The organism is Meiothermus sp. (genome assembly GCF_025056915.1).
Taxonomy (GTDB): Bacteria; Deinococcota; Deinococci; order Deinococcales; family Thermaceae; genus Meiothermus.
The window spans coordinates 1-17,788 of sequence record NZ_JANWVH010000062.1 but is presented as its reverse complement, the minus strand read 5'-3'; the positions used below and the strand labels follow the sequence as shown (position 1 = coordinate 17,788).

The following is a 17,788-nucleotide window of genomic DNA, read 5'->3' as shown; positions in this document are numbered from 1 at the left end:
GTCTTAAAATCCGTTGCCCGCAAGGGCGTGTGGGTTCGAGTCCCATTCCCGGCACCATGCAGAAGAGTTTTCCCAAGCCCCCGGTGAGGTGGGCTTTGTCGTACAAGACGACCATCAAGCGTCAGGGGCGGTGGCGTTACTTGTTCAACAACGGGCGGACCTCAAAAAAATCGCCGGTACGGCAAGGCGCCATACCGGCAGGGGTCGAACCAAGTTCAGCCCAGCTTGGCCCGCACCAGCTCTACAATCTCGTCTATGGTCTCAGCCACCGGTACGTTGGCATCGGCAAAGGCGGCCAGCTTGCTCTCAGGGGTGCCCACATTGCCCATGATGATGGCCCCGGCATGGCCCATTTTTTTGCCTTTGGGGGCGCTGCGTCCGCCGATAAAGCCCACCACTGGCTTGGTCATGTGCTCCTTGATGTAGGCGGCGGCGTCTTCCTCGTCCGAGCCGCCAATCTCGCCGCAGAGCACCACCGCGTCGGTTTCGGGGTCGTTTTGGAACATGGGCAGCAGGTCTTTGAAGGTGGTGCCGATGATGGGGTCGCCGCCGATGCCGATGCAGGTGGAGATGCCATACCCTGCATCGGAAAGGGCCTTGGCGGTTTCGTAGGTGACCGTGCCGGAGCGGGAGATGAGGCCTACCCGGCCTTTTTTGAACACGCTGGCTGGCATGATGCCCAGCTTGCACTCGCCGGGGGTAATCAGGCCGGGGCAGTTGCCGCCGATCAGGCGCACATTGCCCATCGCCTTGATTTCAGCGACCGCCTTGACCATGTCCAGGGTGGGAATGCCTTCGGTGATGAGCACCACCAGCGGAACGCCGGCGTGGGCGGCCTCGAGCGCCGCATCGGCAGCCGCCGGGGCGGGGACAAAAATGATGGAGGCATCCACGTGGTGGTGGGTGGTGGCCTCCTTCACGGTGTCGTAAACAGGTACCCCCAGCACACTCTGGCCCCCCTTGCCGGGGGTGACTCCGGCGACCACCCGGGTGCCGGCCTTGATCATGGCCTCGGCGTGGAAAGCCCCTTCCCGTCCGGTAATTCCCTGCACGATGACCTGGGTGTTTTTGTTGACAAGAATGCTCATTGGGCGCCTCCGGTCATGGAGATGATGGCTTTGGCGGCTTCAACAGAGGTGGGGTACATGTAAACCGGGCGGCCCTTCAGGAGTTCTTTGGCCTCCTCCTCGGCGGTGCCGGCCACCCGCATGGCTACGGGCTTGGTCAGGATGCCTTCGTCCAGGGCCCGGATTACCCCCTTGGCCACCTCGTCGGCGCGGGTGATGCCGCCGAAAATGTTGATAAAAACCCCTTTCACATCGGGGTCTTTGAGCACCACCTTGAGCGCGTTGTAAACGATATCGGCCTTGGCCCCGCCGCCAATATCCAGGAAGTTGGCGGCCTTGCCCCCGGTGCGCTGCACCAGGTCGAGGGTGTACATGACCAGCCCGGCCCCGTTGCCGATCACACCCACATTGCCGTCGAGCTTGACGTAGCTGAAGCCGTAGTTGGAGGCCTCGACCTCGAGGGGATGTTCAGCCTCGAACTCGCGCAGGGGGGTGAGGTCGGGGTGGCGGTAGAGGGCGTTGTCGTCCAGCACAATTTTGGCATCGGCGGCCACCACCTCGCCGGTATCGGTGATCACCAGCGGGTTGATTTCGGCGGTCGAGGCATCAATGCCCACGTAGGCCTGGTACAGCTTGACCAGCACGTCGGCCAGCTTGTTGAGGTTGCCCTCCATGCCGGCCCGCTTGACCAGCTCCCGCGCCTCGAAAGGGCGCAGGCCCGTGTGGGGGTCAATCGGGTATTTGATCAGGGCGTAGGGCTTGGTCGCGGCCACCTCCTCGATGTCCACGCCCCCTTCCTTGGAGAGCATCAGCACCACCCGCTGGGTGACCCGATCCAGAATCATGCCGGCGTAGTATTCCCTGGCGATATTTACGCCTTTGGCCACCAGCACCTTCTTGGTGATGAAACCCTTGATGTTCAGGCCCAGGATCTGGGCGGCTTTTTCGCGGGCCTCCTCGGGGTTGCGGGCTAGTTTGACCCCACCGGCTTTGCCGCGTCCGCCGGTGTGAACCTGGGCTTTGATAACCACCAAATCGCCGTACTCGGTGGCGATTTGCTTGGCCTCATCGGCGGTAAATGCGACCTTGCCGGGGGGAACCGGAATGCCGTACTTGGCGAGGATGTCTTTGGCCTGGTATTCGTGTAGGTTCACATTTGCCTCCTGCTGTTACCTGATTTTCCACATTCGTTCTGCAAGCCGCCCGTCATTATATGCCGGGCCAGGGGTCCGAAGAATCCTGCGGGCCAGACTGGGCGCACCAACATTTTGGTGCTCGGACTGGGCAAACAGGTTTGGGAAGAAGATCTTTTGAGGAAAACGCTATGAACTGAGGTAATTACACCAGTCCGCCTAACGGTCCGTCTTATGGGGGGAACGGGAGGCGTCTCCCTGAAGTTTCCCAAAGAGCAGGCGACCTACCTGGGTCTGAATGGACTGGGTGATGACCACCTCTACTTCCTTGCCCTTGAAGGGGAGGGCGTCGTCCACCACCACCATGGTGCCGTCCTCCAGATAGCCCACCCCCTGGCCCGGCTCCTTGCCCTCCTTGACGATGGTGATGCTCAGGGCATCGCCCTGCTGGAGCGGGGCCCGCAGGGCCGAGGCCAGGGCCTGGATGGAAAGGGTCTTGACCCCGTAGATGCGGGAAAGCTGGGCCAGGGCGTGGTCGTTGGTGACCAGGGCCGAGCCCAGTCTTCTGGCTTCGGCCAGGATCTGGTCGTCTACCGGGTCGTCGGACTCGCTGCCGTCGAGCACCTCGAGGCCCACGCTCAGCTTGAGGCGCTCGAGGGTATCGAGCCCCCGCCGGCCCTTGGCCCTTTTCTGGGCGTCCGAGGCATCGGCAAACTGTTGCAGCTCGCGCAACACCTGCCGCGGTACGAACAGGGGGCCTTCCAAAAACCCCATCTCGACCACGTCCGCAATGCGGCCATCAATCAGCACCGAGGTATCGAGCACCTTGCCCCCCCGGGTCTTGGTGGTGGGGGCCGGCGGGCGGGCCAGCCGGAAGTAGTCCCGGTTGGCGATGGCAAAGGCCGAGAGCGAGGCGACCAGCACGGCGGCAATAATCAGGGAGTGAATGGCGGAAAACCCCGGAATCTGGTTCAGCAAGTTGGTGAGCAAGACCGCCAGCAACAGACCCAGGCCCGAGGCGGCGGTGATGGCCACCGGAATTTCGGGTGGCAGGCGCCGGAGCCAGGCTTGTGTGGCCTCCCAGCGGCGTTCCACCCAGAAGGCCAGGCGGGGCACCAGCAAAAACCCCACCAGCAGGCCCACCACCCCCAGGTAGAGCCGGTTCAGGCTGGTCAGGCTGCCCAGGGGGCTGATGTTGACCAGACCGCTGGCCTCGAGCCAGACCCCTACCCGGTAGCCCAGATAGGCAAACAAAGCATACAGAACCCACCGGATCACGCTCATAAAAACTGGCCCACCGCTGCTTCCAGACTCCTGAACTGAGGGGGGTGCACCAGGCGCTTGAAGCCCGCCCGCTGGCCCTCGCGCAGGCGGCGCTCGAGGCCCTCCACGCTGCGCAACTCCCCGGCCAGCCCCACCTCGCCCACCACCGCCACCTCTTCCGGGAGGGGACGGCCTACCACAGCAGAATACACCGCCAGCCCCACCGCCAAATCCAACCCCGGGTCGAAGACCCGCAGCCCTCCGGCCAGGTTGACGTAGATGTCCAGGTTGCCCAGGGGCAGGTTGAGCCTTCGCTCCAGCACCGCCAGCACCACGTCCACCCGGCGGCTGTCCAGCCCCTGTGCAACCCGGCGGGGGGCCGGGAAGGGGGTTCGGGCGGCCAGGGCCTGTACCTCCAGGGCCAGCGCCCGCTCACCCGAAAGACAGAGGGCCACCACCGAGCCTGGCGCCCCCACCGGACGCTCGGCCAGAAAGGCCGCCGAGGGGTTGGCCACCTCCTCCAGGCCCTCGTGAACCATGTTGAAAACGCCCATCTCGCCCACCGGCCCGAAGCGGTTTTTGCTGGAGCGCAGAACCCGGAAGTGGCCGGCTGTCTCCAGATACAAGGTGGCGTCCACCACGTGCTCAATCACCTTGGGCCCGGCCACGATGCCCTCCTTGGTGACGTGTCCGACCAGCACGGTGGTGATCTGGTGGTGTTTGGCGAAGCGGGTCAGGGCCGCGGTGGCGTCGCGCACGGCCACCAGCGACCCCGGCGCAGCGGTGGTCTCGAGGGTCTGGATGGAGTCCACCACCAGAAAGTCGGGGGGGCTGGCCTCGAGGGTGGCCAGTATGGCGTCCAGCTGGGTTTCGCGCAGCAGCTCGAGCGCCCCCGAAATGCCCAGACGCCCCGCCCGCAGGCGAATCTGCCCCGGCGATTCCTCGCCTGCCAGGTAGACCACCCGCCGGCCCTGCTCCAACAGCTTCTGGGCCACCTGCAACAACAGGGTGCTCTTACCCACCCCGGGCTCCCCCCCCAAGAGCAGCACCTCACCCGGCACGAAGCCGCCCCCCAGCACCCGGTCGAGCTCGCCGATCTGGCTCGAAAAACGCACCTCCCCCCCCTCCGGCACCTCCCCCAAACGGGTGAGGGCGGCGGGGTTGGGCAACGGACGGGACCGCACCAGCCCCCCCTTGCCCGCTACCGGGCCGGGCCTGAGCCCGGAGGCTTCCTCTTTGAAGCTGTCCCAGGCCCCGCAGTTGGGACAGCGACCCAGGGCTTTCACCGATTTGTAGCCGCACTCAGCGCAGCAATATTGAATAGAAGGCTTTGCCATTTGAGTCCCAGTTTAGTCGGAAAGGGCTTAGCATCAACGGTTTCGGTAGGTGTCTTCTAGCTCGGCCCTTTCCAGTTCCAGCACCCTTGCCAGGCTTTTCCCAAACGTTTCGATCGAAATGCCGATGGCCATTCCTGACGTTTCCAGGATGAGGTGATTAGAACAAAAAGCTGAGCGTGCATTTTTTGCTGGCGCTGGCGTTGCAGGGATGGTAGTAAGGTTTAATGTTGGGTTACTAGCCGTGAGGAACTTCTGCAAACAAGGGGGTCGAGAGGTACTTCATCCCCGAGTCGCAGGCGATGGTCAGCACCCGTTTGCCCGGCCCCAGTTCACGGGCCACTTGCAGGGCGGCCCAGATCATCCCGCAGGCGCTCATCCCCACAAACAGACCCTCTTGCTGGGCCAGTGGTTTGGCCAGGGGAAAGGCATCCTCTTCCAGAACCTGTATCACCCGATCCAGCATCTTCACATCCAGGTTGGGCGGGATGAAGCCGGGCCCCATGCCCTGGAACTGGTGTGAGCCCATCTGGCCCCCCGAAAGCACGTTGCTGCGGCGCGGTTCGCAGGCGATAATCTGAATGTCCGGCAGCCGCTCGCGCAAATACCGCCCCACCCCCATGATGGTTCCGCCGGTGCCGGAGCCGTACACAAAGGCGTCCAGTCGGCCTTGCATCTGCTCAAAAATCTCCGGGCCGGTGGTCTCGTAGTGGGCCCGGGGGTTGGCGGGGTTGTCGAACTGGTTGGGCATGAAGGCCCCCCGCTCGGCCACCAGGCGCTGGGCCTCCTCGATGGCGGCCAGCATCCGGCGGCTGGGGTCGGTGAGGATTAACTCGGCCCCGTAAGCCCTAAGGATGCGCTTGCGCTCTTCGGACATCTGGGCCGGCATGGTCAGGATCAGCTTGTAGCCCCGGCTGGCGGCCACCATGGCCAGCCCGATGCCGGTGTTCCCACTGGTGGGCTCCACAATCAGCTGACCGGAGCCTGGCGTGAGGATGCCGCGCTCCTCGGCATCCTTGATCAGGTACCAGGCCGTGCGGTCTTTGATGGAGCCGCCGGGGTTGTCGCCTTCCAGTTTGACCCAGACCTCGGCCATGTCGGGCTCGACCACCCGCTTGAGCCGAACCACTGGAGTCTTGCCTATCACCTCTTCGACGAACATGGGTATAGCATAGGGCAAGCAACGGGTTTGGTATCCTCACCGGTTTACGATTGTTTAATCAAAATGATTTATACTCAAATGTCTCGCGGAAACAAAGCAAGGTTTCTGTGAATGGAGAGGAGTTTTTATGACCGCAAGCAAAGACCAGGTGGTGACCATTCGCTATACGCTGCATGTTGAAAACGAACTCATTGACCAGGGTGAGCTGGATTATTTGCACGGACATCGCAACATTGTGGCGGGGTTGGAAGAAGCGCTGGAAGGCAAAGCCCCTGGCGAACGGGTGGTGGTCTCGGTGTCTCCAGAAAAAGGCTATGGCCTGTACGACCCCGAAGGGGTGCAGGTGGTGGAGCGCGGAGCCTTCCCGAAGGATGCCGAACTGGTTGAAGGGGCCATGTTTTACGCAGAGGACTCGCAAGGCAACCCCATGCCCTTCACGGTGTTGAACGTGGACGCCCAGGAGGTGACCATTGACTTCAACCATGCCCTGGCGGGCGAGACCCTAGACTTCGATGTGACCCTGGTGGCCGTGCGGCCCGCGACGCCGGAGGAGCTCGAGCACGGCCACGCCCATAGCCTGCATGGGCACCAGCACTAAAAATAAGCTTCGGCAAGCAGCAGGGGGCGTGCCCCCTGCTTTTTCCTGACCGAGACCGCTGGGAGAGCGAGCCGGGGCCTGTTCAAGCCGAGAGGCCTTGCAAAATGGGCTGGCCCTTGGGCAGTTTGAAGGCCAGGTACTCGTTTTGTGAGCGGAGCAAGATCAGCAGGTGCTGCGGCGTTTGCAACCGCATAAACAAAGGCAGGGCGTAGCGGGGCTCGCCCCGTTCGATGCGGGTGTTGCCCAGGGTGTAGGCCATAAAGAAGTCCTGGTCGCTTTGCATCAGGTTGGCGGTGTAGAAGAGGGTTAGGTCGGCCTGTTCTTTGTCGGCTCGAGCCAGGGCTTCCCAGACCAGTTCCTGAGCCTGACGGCGGGTCAGATACTCGCCCTGCACCAGGCCAAGCCACCCATAAAAGGCCGCGGGAAACTGCTTGAACTCGTAGTAAAACCCTTCTGAGCTGTGCCACCAGCGGACAATCTCGTTTTCGCCAGGGCTGCCCTGGGCGCTCTCGAGGGCATACTCGCGGGCCAGCGCCAGGGACTTCAGGTCGGGCAGCTCGCCGGATTCCATGCCTTCCAGCAGCAGCCGTTGAGGGTCTATTTCAATGCCGTTCATTCCGGTTCCCCCGGATAGAGCTCCCCGGTGCGGGCAACTGGGGTGGGAGGGCTCAGAAGAGGCTTGTCCCCGATGTGCAAGGCAACAATGCCGCCGGTGAAAAGCTCAAAATGGGTGCTGAAGCCGGCCAGGTTCATCATGTGGGCCAGGGTGGAGGGGTCGGGGAAGCGTTCGACCGACTCGGGTAGGTAGCGGTAGGCCGCCGCACTGCCGGAAATGAGCCCGCCAATTACGGGTAAAATGCGGGTGAAGTAAAACCGGTAAAGCCTGCCCAAACCATGCCGGGGCGGTGGTGGAAACTCCAAAATGCACAGCCTGCCGCCAGGTGCTATCACGCGATACAACTCGGCCAGTGCTCTGGGGTAGCTGGCAAAGTTGCGGAAGCCAAAAGCGATGGTCACCGCGTCGAAGTGGTGGTCGGGGAAGGGCAGCCGAAGGGCGTCTGCCTCCACAAAAGGAATCGAAAGGCCGGCTTTCTGGGCTTTCTGCCGGGCCAGCTCGAGCATGGGGGGGGCAAAATCGCCGCCCGTGACCTCGGCTTGCGGCGCCACTTTCTTCAGCAGCAGGGCCACATCGCCGGTTCCCGTGGCCAGGTCGAGGATGCGCTCGGGGTTATTTTCCAGAGCAGCCCTGACCAGCGCCACCCGCCACACCCGGTCTACCCCTGCCGAAAGCACCCGGTTGAGCAGGTCGTAGCGCGGCGCAATCTCGGAAAACATCTTTTGTATGGCCTGGGCTTTGGCCTCCGTCGCCTCTTGCACTCACAGAGTTTAGCATTCGGGGGGGTGGTTGATTGGAGCAAATTGCAAGGTTGTCCGCTAAAACCCTGCCCCAAAGCCAAAAAATACTGCAAGCAAGAAGAACCCTTGCCCATTTGTGCACTGCTACCCAAATGGAGCCTGCGGTGTAGAATCCGCTCTGAGGAACTTATGGGTCGGTTTTGGTTTTTGCTTGTAGGGGGGCTGGTGCTGCTCGTGATGCTGCTGTCCCCCTGGGCTGTTCCGCTGCGGGAGTTCGATGGAACGGGCTACCTGCTCAATCCGCTGGGCGCCATCAACCCCAAGGGACTCAGCCTGCCGGAGGGCCTGGCGTTCAACTGGCTGGGGGTGGCCTTTGGCTTCTGGGTGCTGCTGGTGCTGGCGGCTGGCGGGGCGCTGTTTTTGCCCAACGCCGAAACCAGGGCTCGAGTGCTGTACATCCTGGGCGGCCTGGGCCTGGCAATTTTTGCGGTGGAGGCGATTCTTTTTTACCAGGCCATCCATGCCGCCAACGAGGCGGCGGTGGCTGCCGGGGCGCGCCGTCCGCCCCTGCGGCGGTTTGCGCTATCGCTGGGGGTCTACGCCGGGTTTTTCTACGCGCTGGGCCTGCTGTTGCTGGCCCGAATGCAGCTGCCGGGGGGGCTGGCCTTTCTGGTGCGCTTCCGGGGGGTGGTCGTGCCCATCGTTTCGCTGTTGCTGGCGGTGGTCCTGGGAGCGATGGTGGTGGCCATCCTGCGGCCCGGACTGGGCACCCAGGGGGTTGAAGGGCTGGGGCTGCGCGAGCTAATCGCTGGCAAACTGGATCTGGTGACCTACACCTTCCAGATTCTGTTCAGCCCCATCCTGAACCTGACCGGCATCTTCACCAGCCTGGGCTTTGCCACGCCGCTCATTTTTACCGGCCTGGCCGTGGCCTTCGGGTTCCGTGCCGGGATGTTCAACATCGGCGCGCCGGGGCAGCTGACCATGGGGGCGATTTTCGCCATGCTGGCCGGGGTGTATTTGCCGTTCCCGAGCTGGCTGTTGCTGCCGAGCGCCATTCTGGCGGCAGCCCTGGGGGGGGCGTTGTGGGGGGGGCTGGTGGGCTGGCTCAAGGCCCGCTTCGGGGCCAACGAGGTCATCAACACCATCATGATGAACTACATTGCGGCCTCGGTGCTCTTGTTTTTGATTGCCGCCAATGAATATCGCTTCTTTGGGCAGACCGTGCGGCTGCCCTTCAAAGCGGAAGGCTTCGAGGGGCGCAGCGAGGAAATCCAGGAGGGGGCCCGCATTCCCCTGATGATTCACATCCTCGCGCCGGACAGCACATTTTCCTGGGCCCTGCCGCTCGCGGTGCTGGCAGGTCTGGGGGTGTATTACGGTCTGAGGCGGTTGGAACTGGGAAGGCGCTTGCTGTTTGCCCTGGGTGCGCTGGTGCTGGGGTTTGTGGTGGGAGGCTTTTTGCCCGGTTTCCCGGTGACCATCAGCTCGGCGCTGGCCTCGCAGTTGCTCAATGGTTCGTTTCTGATTGCGGTGATGGCCCTCTTGTTCTACAACTTTTACCTGTTTCGAACCTCGGCGGGCTACGAGCTGCGGGCGACCGGCCTGGCGCCCAAAGCAGCCGAGTATGCCGGGGTCAACCTCCGGCAAAAGATGGTGCTGGCAATGCTGATTTCCGGTGCGCTGGCCGGCCTGGCCGCAACCCACTACGTGCTGGGTGCGGGGATGGACGGCACCTATCGGCTCAAGACCGCCATCCCATCGAGTGTGGGTTTTGACGGTATCGCGGTAGCCCTGATGGGTCAGAACACGCCCCTGGGTATCTTTCTCTCGGCCACCCTGTTTGGCGTGCTGCTGGCGGGAGGGGTCTCGCTGAATGCCCAGCTGGGCATCAGCAACCAGATCATCCAGGTCTTGCAGGCCCTGATTATCCTTTTTATCGCGGTGGGAGGGTTGCTGCCCCGCTACTTTACCGATCCGCTGCGGGCGGCCCAGGTCGAGACCGAGGCCAAAGCCGAGCAGGAGGCCCGGCAAGCCAGGTCGGCACCGGCAGCAGGAGACTAACCTATGGAAATTGTCATTGCCTTGTTTTTCTCAACCCTGCGGCAGGCCGCGCCCCTTTTGCTGACCGCGTTGGGCGGGTTGTTCTCTGAGCGGAGTGGGGTGGTGAACATCGCCCTCGAGGGCATGATTCTGTTCGGCGCGGCGGCAGCGGCCATCACGGTGAACCGCATCGAGGTGGCGACCGGGGGCCTCGAGGCCTTCTGGATTCCCTGGGTTGGCTTGCTGGTCGGGGCTTTGGTGGGGGGTTTGGTGGGGCTGGTGCACGCCGTTGCCTCCATCAAGTACCGCGCCGACCAGATTGTCTCGGGTACTGCCATCAACATCGCAGCCCTGGGGGCCCCCTCGATTGTCTTGCAGGTGCTCTACAACAACACCTCCACCTCCCAGGAAGTGCAGAACCGGCTGCCCAATGTAGACCTGGGGCCCAGCAGCGTCTCCATTCTGGTGATTTTTGCCTTTTTGCTGGTGCCGGTGGTCTGGTGGGTGCTGTTCAAAACCCCCTGGGGCCTGCGTTTGCGGGCGGTGGGCGAGCACCCCGAGGCAGCCGAGACCATGGGCGTGAACGTGATTCGTATGCGCTATACGGCGGTGATTTTGTCGGGCGTGCTGGCCGGGATTGCGGGGGCTTATCTCTCGATTGGGTTCCTCAACCAGTTCATCCGGGCCATGAGCGCCGGAGCCGGTTTTATTGCCCTGGCCGCCCTCATTTTTGGCAAATGGCACCCCTTTGGCGTGCTGGGGGCCACCTTGTTGTTCGGCTTTGCCCAGGCCCTGGCCATCCAGCTTCAGGGCGGGGACATTCTGCCGGCCACCATCGTGCAGGCCCTGCCCTTCATCCTGACCATGCTGGTGCTGGCAGGCTTCATCGGGCGCAGCCGCCCCCCGGCGGCGGTGGGCAAGCCGTACGACAAATAGGGCAAAAGGGTCAGGGCACCGGGTTTAGAGGCAAGGCACGGCCCTATGGCTCGAAGGCCCGGGAGGGCACCAGTTGCACATAGGCCACCGCCCTGGCTACGGTGGAGAAGCCCAGCAAAAGCAGGTACATGACTACCTGGAAGGGAACCCAGGTGGACAGGGTCGAGACCAGCACCAGCGACTCGAGGATGGCAATCAGCAAAAGGTGCTTCAGAAGCCCGCCCTGTTGCATCAAGTCCCAGCCCTTGCGGATGGCCCTGGGCCAGGTCTGGTCGTCGTCAACCATGATCTGAAAGGTGTAAAACCACAGCAGGTTGATGGCGGCCAGACCCGCATAACCCAGCACAGAGGCCAGCAGCGCGTTCGGCACCGTCACCGGAAGGCCCACCACAAACGCCGCCAGGGCGCTGGCCCCAAACACAATGCCAGCCACCATATTGTGGCCGGTGGTGTTGCCCCACAGCGCTTCCGGGTTCCACTGGCCGGTGCGGGCGTAGCGCATCAGAACCGTGTAGACGCCGACCTGCATGGGCCCCGCCATCAGGCCCAGGGTGCACACGCTGACCAGCAGGGCCTGCACCAGCAACCAGACAATGCCCAGGGGGTGCTGGGCCAAAAGCCCAAAGCTACGGGTGAGCACCTGCCCGAGGTCAAGCACCGGATTCCTCCATAAATAGGCTCTGTAAATTTCGGTGTGAGTTGATTTCAAAAGGCATGGTCGCCCCAAGTGTAGCAGAGCGCCAGGGTAGCCCCATATGGCATTGGCATGGACGACGCCTTGATCCAAGATTCGGCGTTATATTGCTGTAAAGATTGGCTAGCGCAAGAACCCCGCTAACCCCGCTGCACGATGTGCTGGGTACGCACCGGCAGCGCCCGCAGGGCACTTTTGAGAAAATCGGGTTTGAGGTTGGTTTGGGGCAGGTTGTGCAGGGGTATCCAGCGGAACCACAGGTCTTGCCCCCCCTCCTGCCCGAGTAGGGGATCTGGGGTGGGCTGAAGTGGAAGATCCAGCGCAAAATACAGAGCCACTTCGTGGAAATGGCATCCGCTCAGCTCGAAGAAATTTTCCACGACCCAGAGCAGCCGACCCACTTTAGGCCTGACCTTTAACTCCTCGGATATCTCTCGAGCCAGAGCCGCTCGCGCTTCTTCGCCGAGCTCCACCCGCCCACCTGGCAAGTACCAGAATTCCCCTTGGGGTTCGTGGCACACCGATACCTGCTGATGCTGGATGACCACCCCACCCACCCGATAGTTGAACCGGATTCCCTGGTGTTCCAGCACAATCACACCAAAAGTTTACGACCTGGAACTATTTTGGTCTGGCGATGGCGGCGTTAGACGAACGAAGCAGAAGATCACTCGCGCCGTAGCTCACTCTTGTGCACCGTGACCAGGCTGCCTTCCTCGGTAATCAGGTCCACGGTTCCGGCCAGGGGGTTGAGCTTGGCGACCTTGCCGCAGGTGCCCTGGATGCTACAGGCTTTGGAGTTCTTGCGGGGCAGGTCGGCCAGAAGCTCCTGGTAGTGTTCGTGTTCGTACTGCAAGCAGCACAGCAAGCGCCCGCAGGGCCCCGAGATTTTCTCGGGTGAGAGGGGAAGCTGCTGGTCGCGGGCCATCTTGATGGAGACCTGGGCAAAGTCCTGGAGCCAGCTCGAGCAGCACGACTCCATCCCGCAGGCCCCCAGGGTGCCCAGGTAGGCGGTCTGGTCGCGCGGGCCCAGGGCGATGAACTCCACTCGAGCCCCGGCCAGCTTGTTCAGCTCGTTGACCCACCGCCGCAGGTCTATGCGCTGCTCGGCGGCGTAGTGCACCGAGATGTGGTTGCCATCCAGGGTGAACTCGCAGCCCAGCACCTTGGCCTGGATGCCCTCCCGGCGCAGGCGGGCCTTGAGCCACCACTGCACCTCCTCGCTCCGGTTTTTTAGCCGGGCGTGGTGGTCCAGATCCTCTGGGGTGGCTACGCGCACCACTTCGCCCACGGCGTTGCCCAGGTGGGGCCCGGTGCGCACCTTGGCCAGCTCCAGCCCCCGTGCGGTGCGCACCACCACCCAGCTACCCAGGGGCGGAGGCTGGGTGCTGAACCTGTAATCGTAAATTTTGGGGCTGTGCGCGAATCGCACGCCGACGCATTCCATGTTAAACCTCCCACACAGGGCCGCAGCGCTGCCGATGGCCCGTGAATCGTCCTACGGCGGATCGCAAAGTTACAATCCGTACCTAGACTAAAGCAGACTGACTCCGGAAATCTAGAGCCGGGCCAGCTTGAGGGCCAGCCAGGTCTGAACCAGGTCCTCGCCGACATAGGCCGAAAGGGCCTCCTGGGCGCGGCTGAGGGCCTCGAGGGCGGCAGGGTAGGCCGGGCTTTCGACAGCGAACACCTCGCCCAGCCGCCGCCCCAGGTAGGGGAGGGCCTCCTCATGCTCCAACAGCAGCTTGAGGGCTTCCAGGGTCGGGGCAGGCCCGGCCCGCAGGGCCTCCAGAACCCCCTGGGTGCGACTGGTTAGCTTGCCGAACTCGGCGGGGTGGTTCAGGGCCCAGCGCACTTTGCCCGGCGACCCCTGGGCAAAGGCCAGCACCTCGGGGTCTTGGGTCAGGGTGCGGAGTTCGGCCTCCGGCAAGGGCGCGAACCCGACCTCGAGGCTCCGGCTCACCAGCGTAGGGAGCACCAGCTCGCGGCTGGGGGCCACCAGGATCAGCCGGGCAAAAGCCGGGGGCTCCTCCAGTACCTTCAGCAGGGCGTTGGCCGCAGCCTCCCCCAGCCAGTGTGCCCCGTCTATGACCGCGACCTTAGCCCTGAAGCGGGGGTAGGTGGCAATCCAGTCCAGCAAGCTCGGTTCCTCGCTGCCCTCGCGGGGGGCAATCTGCTCGAGCCGGATCTGCGGAAGGCGGGCTTTCCTGCCGGTCTTGGTCTCGGTTTGGGGAGTAATTTCGAGGTAGTCGGCGTGAGGCTCCTGGCGGCAGGAAGCGCAGCGGCCACAGGGCGGAAACCCCTGCTCGCAGTTGAGCCCCGCGGCAAACCAGCGGGCCACCGTGCGGCGCCCCACCCCCTCCGGGCCGGTGAACAGGAAAGTTTGCGTCCGCAGTCGGGGTAATAGCTCGAGGATTCGTTGATGTCCGAGGATTTGCATGGCTCTGCGCTGTGTCGGTACCCCAGTGGTTGCTCCGGTCGGATGGCCGCCTTCACCTTTGGGCTATTAGCTACCCCGAGGATTGGGGGCGCTGCAACCTGCGACCACTACTTTCCCAGCACCAGCCGCTCATACAGCCACATGGGGAACTGCTCGTGGTGCAGGCGGGAGAGCACGTGCTCGAGGTTGTACTTGGCGCGACAAAACTCCACCGTGTCCTCGTCGGAGTCCCAGATGGCATAGGCCGCTCCGGTCACCCCATCTCTGGGCTGGCCGGTGGAGCCGGGGTTGATGATGGCCCGGGCCTTGGGCGCGACGATGAGTTCGCCGCCGTGGGCGTAGCGCTGGTAGCGGACCCAGCGTCCCTGGGCGCTATTGGCCTCGGCGCTGGTGGCCTGGCCGCGCACGGTGGTGCTTTCCAGGCTCAGGTAGCTTCCGGCCAGGTGGGTGTGCCCGTGAAAAACCCAGCGGTGGCTCACCTTGTCGAACACATCTCGGGCCTGTTCGACCTCTTCCAGGTAGGCCAGCGGGTCCAGCGGACTGCCGTGTACCAATAACGCACCCTCGACCTCGGTGGTCCAGGGCAACCTGGACAGGTACTCGCGGTTTTCGGGGCTGATGCGCTCGGCCTGCCAGGACAGAATCTCCAGCACCGGCCCTTCAATCTGCATGGACTTAATCTCCAGCAGCCAGATGTCGTGGTTGCCCATCACACCCCGGGCGTTCACCGAGCGCAACCAGTCCAGCACCCGGTTCACATCGGGGTAGTAGCCCACCGCGTCGCCCAGGAAGAGCACCTGGTCGTAGTCCCGCGCTTCCTTGAGGACGGCCTCGAGGGCAGGCCAGTTGCCGTGTAGGTCGGATACAATCAGATAGCGCACAACACTCCCATCATACCCAGCTTTTTTGGAAATGCGCGGTGAATCCAACGGCTGCCCGGCAACCCTGTCCGCTTTTCCAACCTCATGCTAGCAGCCCCCACCGGGTTGACCGGGCCATTTGCGCCCACCGGGCTCGAGGGGCCGCTTGGGCCCTGGGCCATCACCCCCGGAGCTTGAAGCGCTGAATCTTTCCGGTGGGGGTGAGGGGCAGCGCGTCCACGTAGTGAACCTCCCGGGGGTAGGCATGGTGCCCGACCCGCCGGCGCACCTCCTCTTGCAGTGCTTGGGTCAGGGCCGCCGAGCCGGACTGCCCCTCGCGCAGCTTGATGTGGGCCACAATGCGCTGGCCGCGTTCAGCATCGGGCACCCCCACCACCGCCACCATGGCCACGGCAGGGTGGTGCATGAGGGCTTCCTCCACCTCGAAGGGGCTGATGCGGTACCCGGCGGCCTTGATCAGGTCGTCGGCGCGGGCCTTAAACCACAGATAGCCCGCCTCGTCTTTGTGGCCGAGGTCGCCGGTTTTGAGGTAGGGGCCGATGAACTTTTGCTGGGTGGCCTGGGGGTTGTTCCAGTAGCCCAGAAAGGCCACCGGGTCGGGGGTGCGCAGGGCAATTTCACCCACCGCCCCCGGCGGCAGGGGCTGGCCGGCCTCGTCGAGGATTTCGACCTGGTGCCCCGGGTAGGGCAGCCCCATCGAACCGGCGCGGATGGGGTCGGTGGTGTAGGAGTTGCCTACGAGCAGGTTGGCCTCGGTCTGGCCGTAGAACTCGTTGACCGGCAGGCCCAGGTTTTCCTGCACCCAGGCCAAAAGCTCGGCGCCCAGCGGCTCGCCCCCGGAGTGGACGCTTTGCAGGAAGGGCGGGGCCTTGACCCGGCCCAGTTGCCGCAGCAGCTTGAGGGCGGTGGGGAAGAGGAAGGTGTGCGTGACCGCCTGGCTGTGCAGCAGGTGCAGGGCTTCCTCGGGGTCGAAGCGCCGGGTGCGGTAGGCCACTACGGTGTAGGCGTGGGCCCAGGCACACAGCAGCACATTCAACAACCCCCCAATCCAGGCCCAGTCCGCCGCCGACCAGTAAACGGCTTCGTCTTTGGGAAAGTTGCAGAAAAGGCGAAAGCCGGGCAGGTGCCCAATCAGGGTGCGGTGGGGCAGCAGCACCCCTTTGGGTTTGCCGGTGGTGCCCGAGGTGTAAATCAGAAGAGCAGGGTCGTCGGCTTTGGTGGGGTGGGTTCGGAACTGGGGCTGGGCGGCCTGGAGCAAGTCTAAAACCTCATCCTGATAGAGAACCCCGATTTCTGCGGGCAGGTGGGGGTTCAGGGCTTGCAGGGTTGCCCGGTCGGCAATCAGCAAGCGGGCCCCGGCGTGTTCCAGGCGGTACAGCAGGGCATCCTCGCCAAAGAGCACCGAGAGCGGCAGGGCAATCGCACCCAGTTTGTAGACGGCCAGGTGGGCCAGGGCCAGCTCGAGCGACTGCCCCATCCACAGACCCACCCGCTCTCCGGGCTGCACACCCCGGGCCTGTAGCGCGTTGGCCAGGCGGTTCGAGAGGGCCTCGAGTTCGGCAAAGGTGGTCTTGCGGTCTAACTGCGGCTCTACCAGCGCCACCCGCCCAGGGCAGCGGGCGGCGGCCTGGGTTACGGTGGCCTCGGCGATGTTGTAGAAAGCCGGTACCTCCCAGCGAAACTGCTGGGCCAGCACCGCCCGGGGGGCTGGGGCCAGAAGGAGGGGGTTCACCAGCCACAAATATACCCCTACGGGGGGATATTCTGCTATTGTGCAGACCATTATGTCTTCCACCGACTGGCTCGAATCGCTGCTGGCCGAACGCACCCGAACCTTTGTGGACGAGTTCGGCAGCTTTTACGCCTGGCTCGAGGGCTCGTATGGGGGCGAGACCCTGCTGCTATGGATGCGAGCGGCCCTCCTGGAGGCGGTGCTGCCCCAACTGCCGACCTGGTTCAAGGGCCGAATTGTGCTGGGCCTCGACATATCCGAAGACCACAAAGCGCCTTTTGCCAGGGCCCTGCACTGGGCCAACCCCCGTCGGGTGCTGGTGGTGGGGCCGGGCGAAGGCCTGGGCACCGCCTACCCGGGCCGCAAAGAGGTGGCCGAGGGTGAGTGGGTTCCCTGGGATGACCCGCGCCAGGCCCGGCAGCTCGAGGTGGCGCTCCGGCCCGAGTTCGGCTACCAGGAGCTTCGGGCCTATGCCCCCTGGGAAGCCCCGGCCCCGGCCCCGCTGCCCACCATGGAGGGGCCGCGGGTGGGCTCGGTGGGCTGGGAGCGGGGTATACCCACTTATGGCCTGGGTTTGGTAGGCTTAGACAGGAATCTCGAGGCCCTGCTGCGGGTGTGGCGTATGCGCTGACCCGCCCGGCCCACAGGAGGAGAAAGACGTGCTTTTTGCCATTTTGTTCACCATCGGCTCGATTCTGGTCACCTGGCTCTTGTACCTGGCCCTGCGCCCCCGCACCCTCGAGGTTGAAAGCGAAGGGGCCGATTTGCGCTATATCGGCATGGCCCTGGTGCTGATCATCCTCACGGCGGCCACCATTGCCTCCATGCTGCTTTTGGGCAAGCTCGGTCAGGTCACCATCAGTTTCTAAAACCAGGCCCCCCAACCCCCGGCCCCGGGCCGGGGCGTTTTTCTTTGTGCGTGTGCTTCCCCCGTTTCGGCTGGCCCGGGCCGTTAACTCCAAAGCGCCGCCTCCGGTTCAAAGGGGCCTGTTTTTCTGGTGTGGTTTTTTGGGGGGCAGAGGGCTTTTTGGCGTGAAGCCCTGGGTTCGCTTTGCAACTTGCCTTAACCTCGAGCATAACGCTTATCTGCACTGCCGAGCGGTATTTGAGCCGTTACAATTGAAAAAGCCTTGGCCTGCCAAGCCAAAC

At 63.6% G+C, this 17,788-nt stretch carries 18 protein-coding genes; 5 read left to right on the top strand and 13 right to left on the bottom strand.

From position 1 onward, the window contains the following. Positions 1–215: 215 nt before the first annotated feature. The 5 genes from sucD to cysK all read right to left on the bottom strand — a co-directional run bounded on the left by sucD (position 216) and on the right by cysK (position 5,959). The gene (gene sucD, locus NZN28_RS10465) at positions 216–1,088 is read right to left on the bottom strand and encodes a succinate--CoA ligase subunit alpha (RefSeq protein WP_295397943.1); all 873 of its coding nucleotides are present in this window, start codon (positions 1,086–1,088) and stop codon (positions 216–218) included. Beyond that, on the bottom strand, positions 1,085–2,221 hold the full coding sequence (sucC, locus tag NZN28_RS10460; protein WP_295397942.1) for an ADP-forming succinate--CoA ligase subunit beta: 1,137 nt from the start codon (positions 2,219–2,221) through the stop codon (positions 1,085–1,087). The genes sucD and sucC overlap by 4 nt, the downstream gene beginning before the upstream one ends. A 198-nt stretch (positions 2,222–2,419) precedes the next feature. Beyond that, positions 2,420–3,484, bottom strand: coding sequence for a PIN/TRAM domain-containing protein (locus tag NZN28_RS10455; RefSeq protein WP_295397941.1), 1,065 nt, complete (start codon positions 3,482–3,484; stop codon positions 2,420–2,422). Further along, on the bottom strand, positions 3,481–4,800 hold the full coding sequence (gene radA / locus NZN28_RS10450) for a DNA repair protein RadA (RefSeq protein ID WP_295397940.1): 1,320 nt from the start codon (positions 4,798–4,800) through the stop codon (positions 3,481–3,483). Before radA ends, NZN28_RS10455 begins: the two co-directional genes overlap by 4 nt. Before the next feature lie 235 nt (positions 4,801–5,035). Then, positions 5,036–5,959, bottom strand: coding sequence for a cysteine synthase A (gene cysK, locus NZN28_RS10445; protein ID WP_295397939.1), 924 nt, complete (start codon positions 5,957–5,959; stop codon positions 5,036–5,038). Positions 5,960–6,086: 127 nt separating this feature from the next. Here cysK and NZN28_RS10440 point away from each other — a divergent pair, with 127 nt between their 5' ends. Then, positions 6,087–6,557, top strand: coding sequence for a peptidylprolyl isomerase (locus NZN28_RS10440; RefSeq protein WP_295397938.1), 471 nt, complete (start codon positions 6,087–6,089; stop codon positions 6,555–6,557). 82 nt (positions 6,558–6,639) lie between these two features. On the opposite strand, the gene NZN28_RS10435 is transcribed toward NZN28_RS10440, so the two are convergent. Both NZN28_RS10435 and ubiE read right to left on the bottom strand, forming a co-directional pair. Further along, positions 6,640–7,173: a hypothetical protein gene (locus NZN28_RS10435; protein WP_295397937.1), complete on the bottom strand. Its 534-nt coding sequence runs from the start codon at positions 7,171–7,173 to the stop codon at positions 6,640–6,642. Continuing rightward, on the bottom strand, positions 7,170–7,934 hold the full coding sequence (gene ubiE, locus NZN28_RS10430) for a bifunctional demethylmenaquinone methyltransferase/2-methoxy-6-polyprenyl-1,4-benzoquinol methylase UbiE (protein ID WP_295397936.1): 765 nt from the start codon (positions 7,932–7,934) through the stop codon (positions 7,170–7,172). The genes NZN28_RS10435 and ubiE overlap by 4 nt, the downstream gene beginning before the upstream one ends. 168 nt (positions 7,935–8,102) lie before the next feature. Here ubiE and NZN28_RS10425 point away from each other — a divergent pair, with 168 nt between their 5' ends. Beyond that, a complete protein-coding gene (locus NZN28_RS10425) occupies positions 8,103–9,977 on the top strand; it encodes an ABC transporter permease (protein WP_295397935.1) in 1,875 nt (624 codons plus the stop codon). Between the two features lie 3 nt (positions 9,978–9,980). Beyond that, the gene (locus NZN28_RS10420) at positions 9,981–10,892 is read left to right on the top strand and encodes an ABC transporter permease (RefSeq protein WP_295397934.1); all 912 of its coding nucleotides are present in this window, start codon (positions 9,981–9,983) and stop codon (positions 10,890–10,892) included. A 43-nt stretch (positions 10,893–10,935) separates the two neighbouring features. Here NZN28_RS10420 and NZN28_RS10415 read toward each other — a convergent pair whose 3' ends face one another. The 6 genes from NZN28_RS10415 to NZN28_RS10390 all read right to left on the bottom strand — a co-directional run bounded on the left by NZN28_RS10415 (position 10,936) and on the right by NZN28_RS10390 (position 16,639). Continuing rightward, on the bottom strand, positions 10,936–11,550 hold the full coding sequence (locus tag NZN28_RS10415) for a hypothetical protein (RefSeq protein ID WP_295397933.1): 615 nt from the start codon (positions 11,548–11,550) through the stop codon (positions 10,936–10,938). A 176-nt stretch (positions 11,551–11,726) separates the two neighbouring features. Then, complete coding sequence (locus NZN28_RS10410) at positions 11,727–12,185, bottom strand: NUDIX domain-containing protein (RefSeq protein WP_295397932.1); 459 nt, start codon at positions 12,183–12,185, stop codon at positions 11,727–11,729. Between the two features lie 68 nt (positions 12,186–12,253). After that, positions 12,254–13,033, bottom strand: coding sequence for a regulatory iron-sulfur-containing complex subunit RicT (locus tag NZN28_RS10405; protein WP_295397931.1), 780 nt, complete (start codon positions 13,031–13,033; stop codon positions 12,254–12,256). 111 nt (positions 13,034–13,144) lie between these two features. Next, entirely contained in the window at positions 13,145–14,026 is an 882-nt protein-coding gene (locus NZN28_RS10400) for a hypothetical protein (protein ID WP_295397930.1), read from the bottom strand. A gap of 107 nt (positions 14,027–14,133) precedes the next feature. Further along, complete coding sequence (locus tag NZN28_RS10395) at positions 14,134–14,907, bottom strand: metallophosphoesterase family protein (RefSeq protein WP_295397929.1); 774 nt, start codon at positions 14,905–14,907, stop codon at positions 14,134–14,136. A gap of 160 nt (positions 14,908–15,067) precedes the next feature. Then, the gene (locus NZN28_RS10390; protein WP_295397928.1) at positions 15,068–16,639 is read right to left on the bottom strand and encodes an AMP-binding protein; all 1,572 of its coding nucleotides are present in this window, start codon (positions 16,637–16,639) and stop codon (positions 15,068–15,070) included. A gap of 40 nt (positions 16,640–16,679) precedes the next feature. On the opposite strand from NZN28_RS10390, the gene NZN28_RS10385 reads away from it, so the two are divergent. Further along, a complete protein-coding gene (locus tag NZN28_RS10385; RefSeq protein WP_295397927.1) occupies positions 16,680–17,270 on the top strand; it encodes a hypothetical protein in 591 nt (196 codons plus the stop codon). A 28-nt stretch (positions 17,271–17,298) separates the two neighbouring features. Then, a complete protein-coding gene (locus NZN28_RS10380) occupies positions 17,299–17,508 on the top strand; it encodes a hypothetical protein (RefSeq protein ID WP_295397925.1) in 210 nt (69 codons plus the stop codon). Positions 17,509–17,788 lie beyond the last annotated feature (280 nt).

Bases quoted from the DNA above. Each gene is read 5' to 3' on its own strand.
- sucD (WP_295397943.1), bottom strand. From the start codon at position 1,088: ATGAGCATTCTTGTCAACAAAAACACCCAGGTCATCGTGCAGGGAATT.
- NZN28_RS10455 (WP_295397941.1), bottom strand. From the start codon at position 3,484: ATGAGCGTGATCCGGTGGGTTCTGTATGCTTTGTTTGCCTATCTGGGC.
- radA (WP_295397940.1), bottom strand. From the start codon at position 4,800: ATGGCAAAGCCTTCTATTCAATATTGCTGCGCTGAGTGCGGCTACAAA.
- cysK (WP_295397939.1), bottom strand. From the start codon at position 5,959: ATGTTCGTCGAAGAGGTGATAGGCAAGACTCCAGTGGTTCGGCTCAAG.
- NZN28_RS10440 (WP_295397938.1), top strand. From the start codon at position 6,087: ATGACCGCAAGCAAAGACCAGGTGGTGACCATTCGCTATACGCTGCAT.
- NZN28_RS10435 (WP_295397937.1), bottom strand. From the start codon at position 7,173: ATGAACGGCATTGAAATAGACCCTCAACGGCTGCTGCTGGAAGGCATG.
- NZN28_RS10425 (WP_295397935.1), top strand. From the start codon at position 8,103: ATGGGTCGGTTTTGGTTTTTGCTTGTAGGGGGGCTGGTGCTGCTCGTG.
- NZN28_RS10420 (WP_295397934.1), top strand. From the start codon at position 9,981: ATGGAAATTGTCATTGCCTTGTTTTTCTCAACCCTGCGGCAGGCCGCG.
- NZN28_RS10405 (WP_295397931.1), bottom strand. From the start codon at position 13,033: ATGGAATGCGTCGGCGTGCGATTCGCGCACAGCCCCAAAATTTACGAT.
- NZN28_RS10400 (WP_295397930.1), bottom strand. From the start codon at position 14,026: ATGCAAATCCTCGGACATCAACGAATCCTCGAGCTATTACCCCGACTG.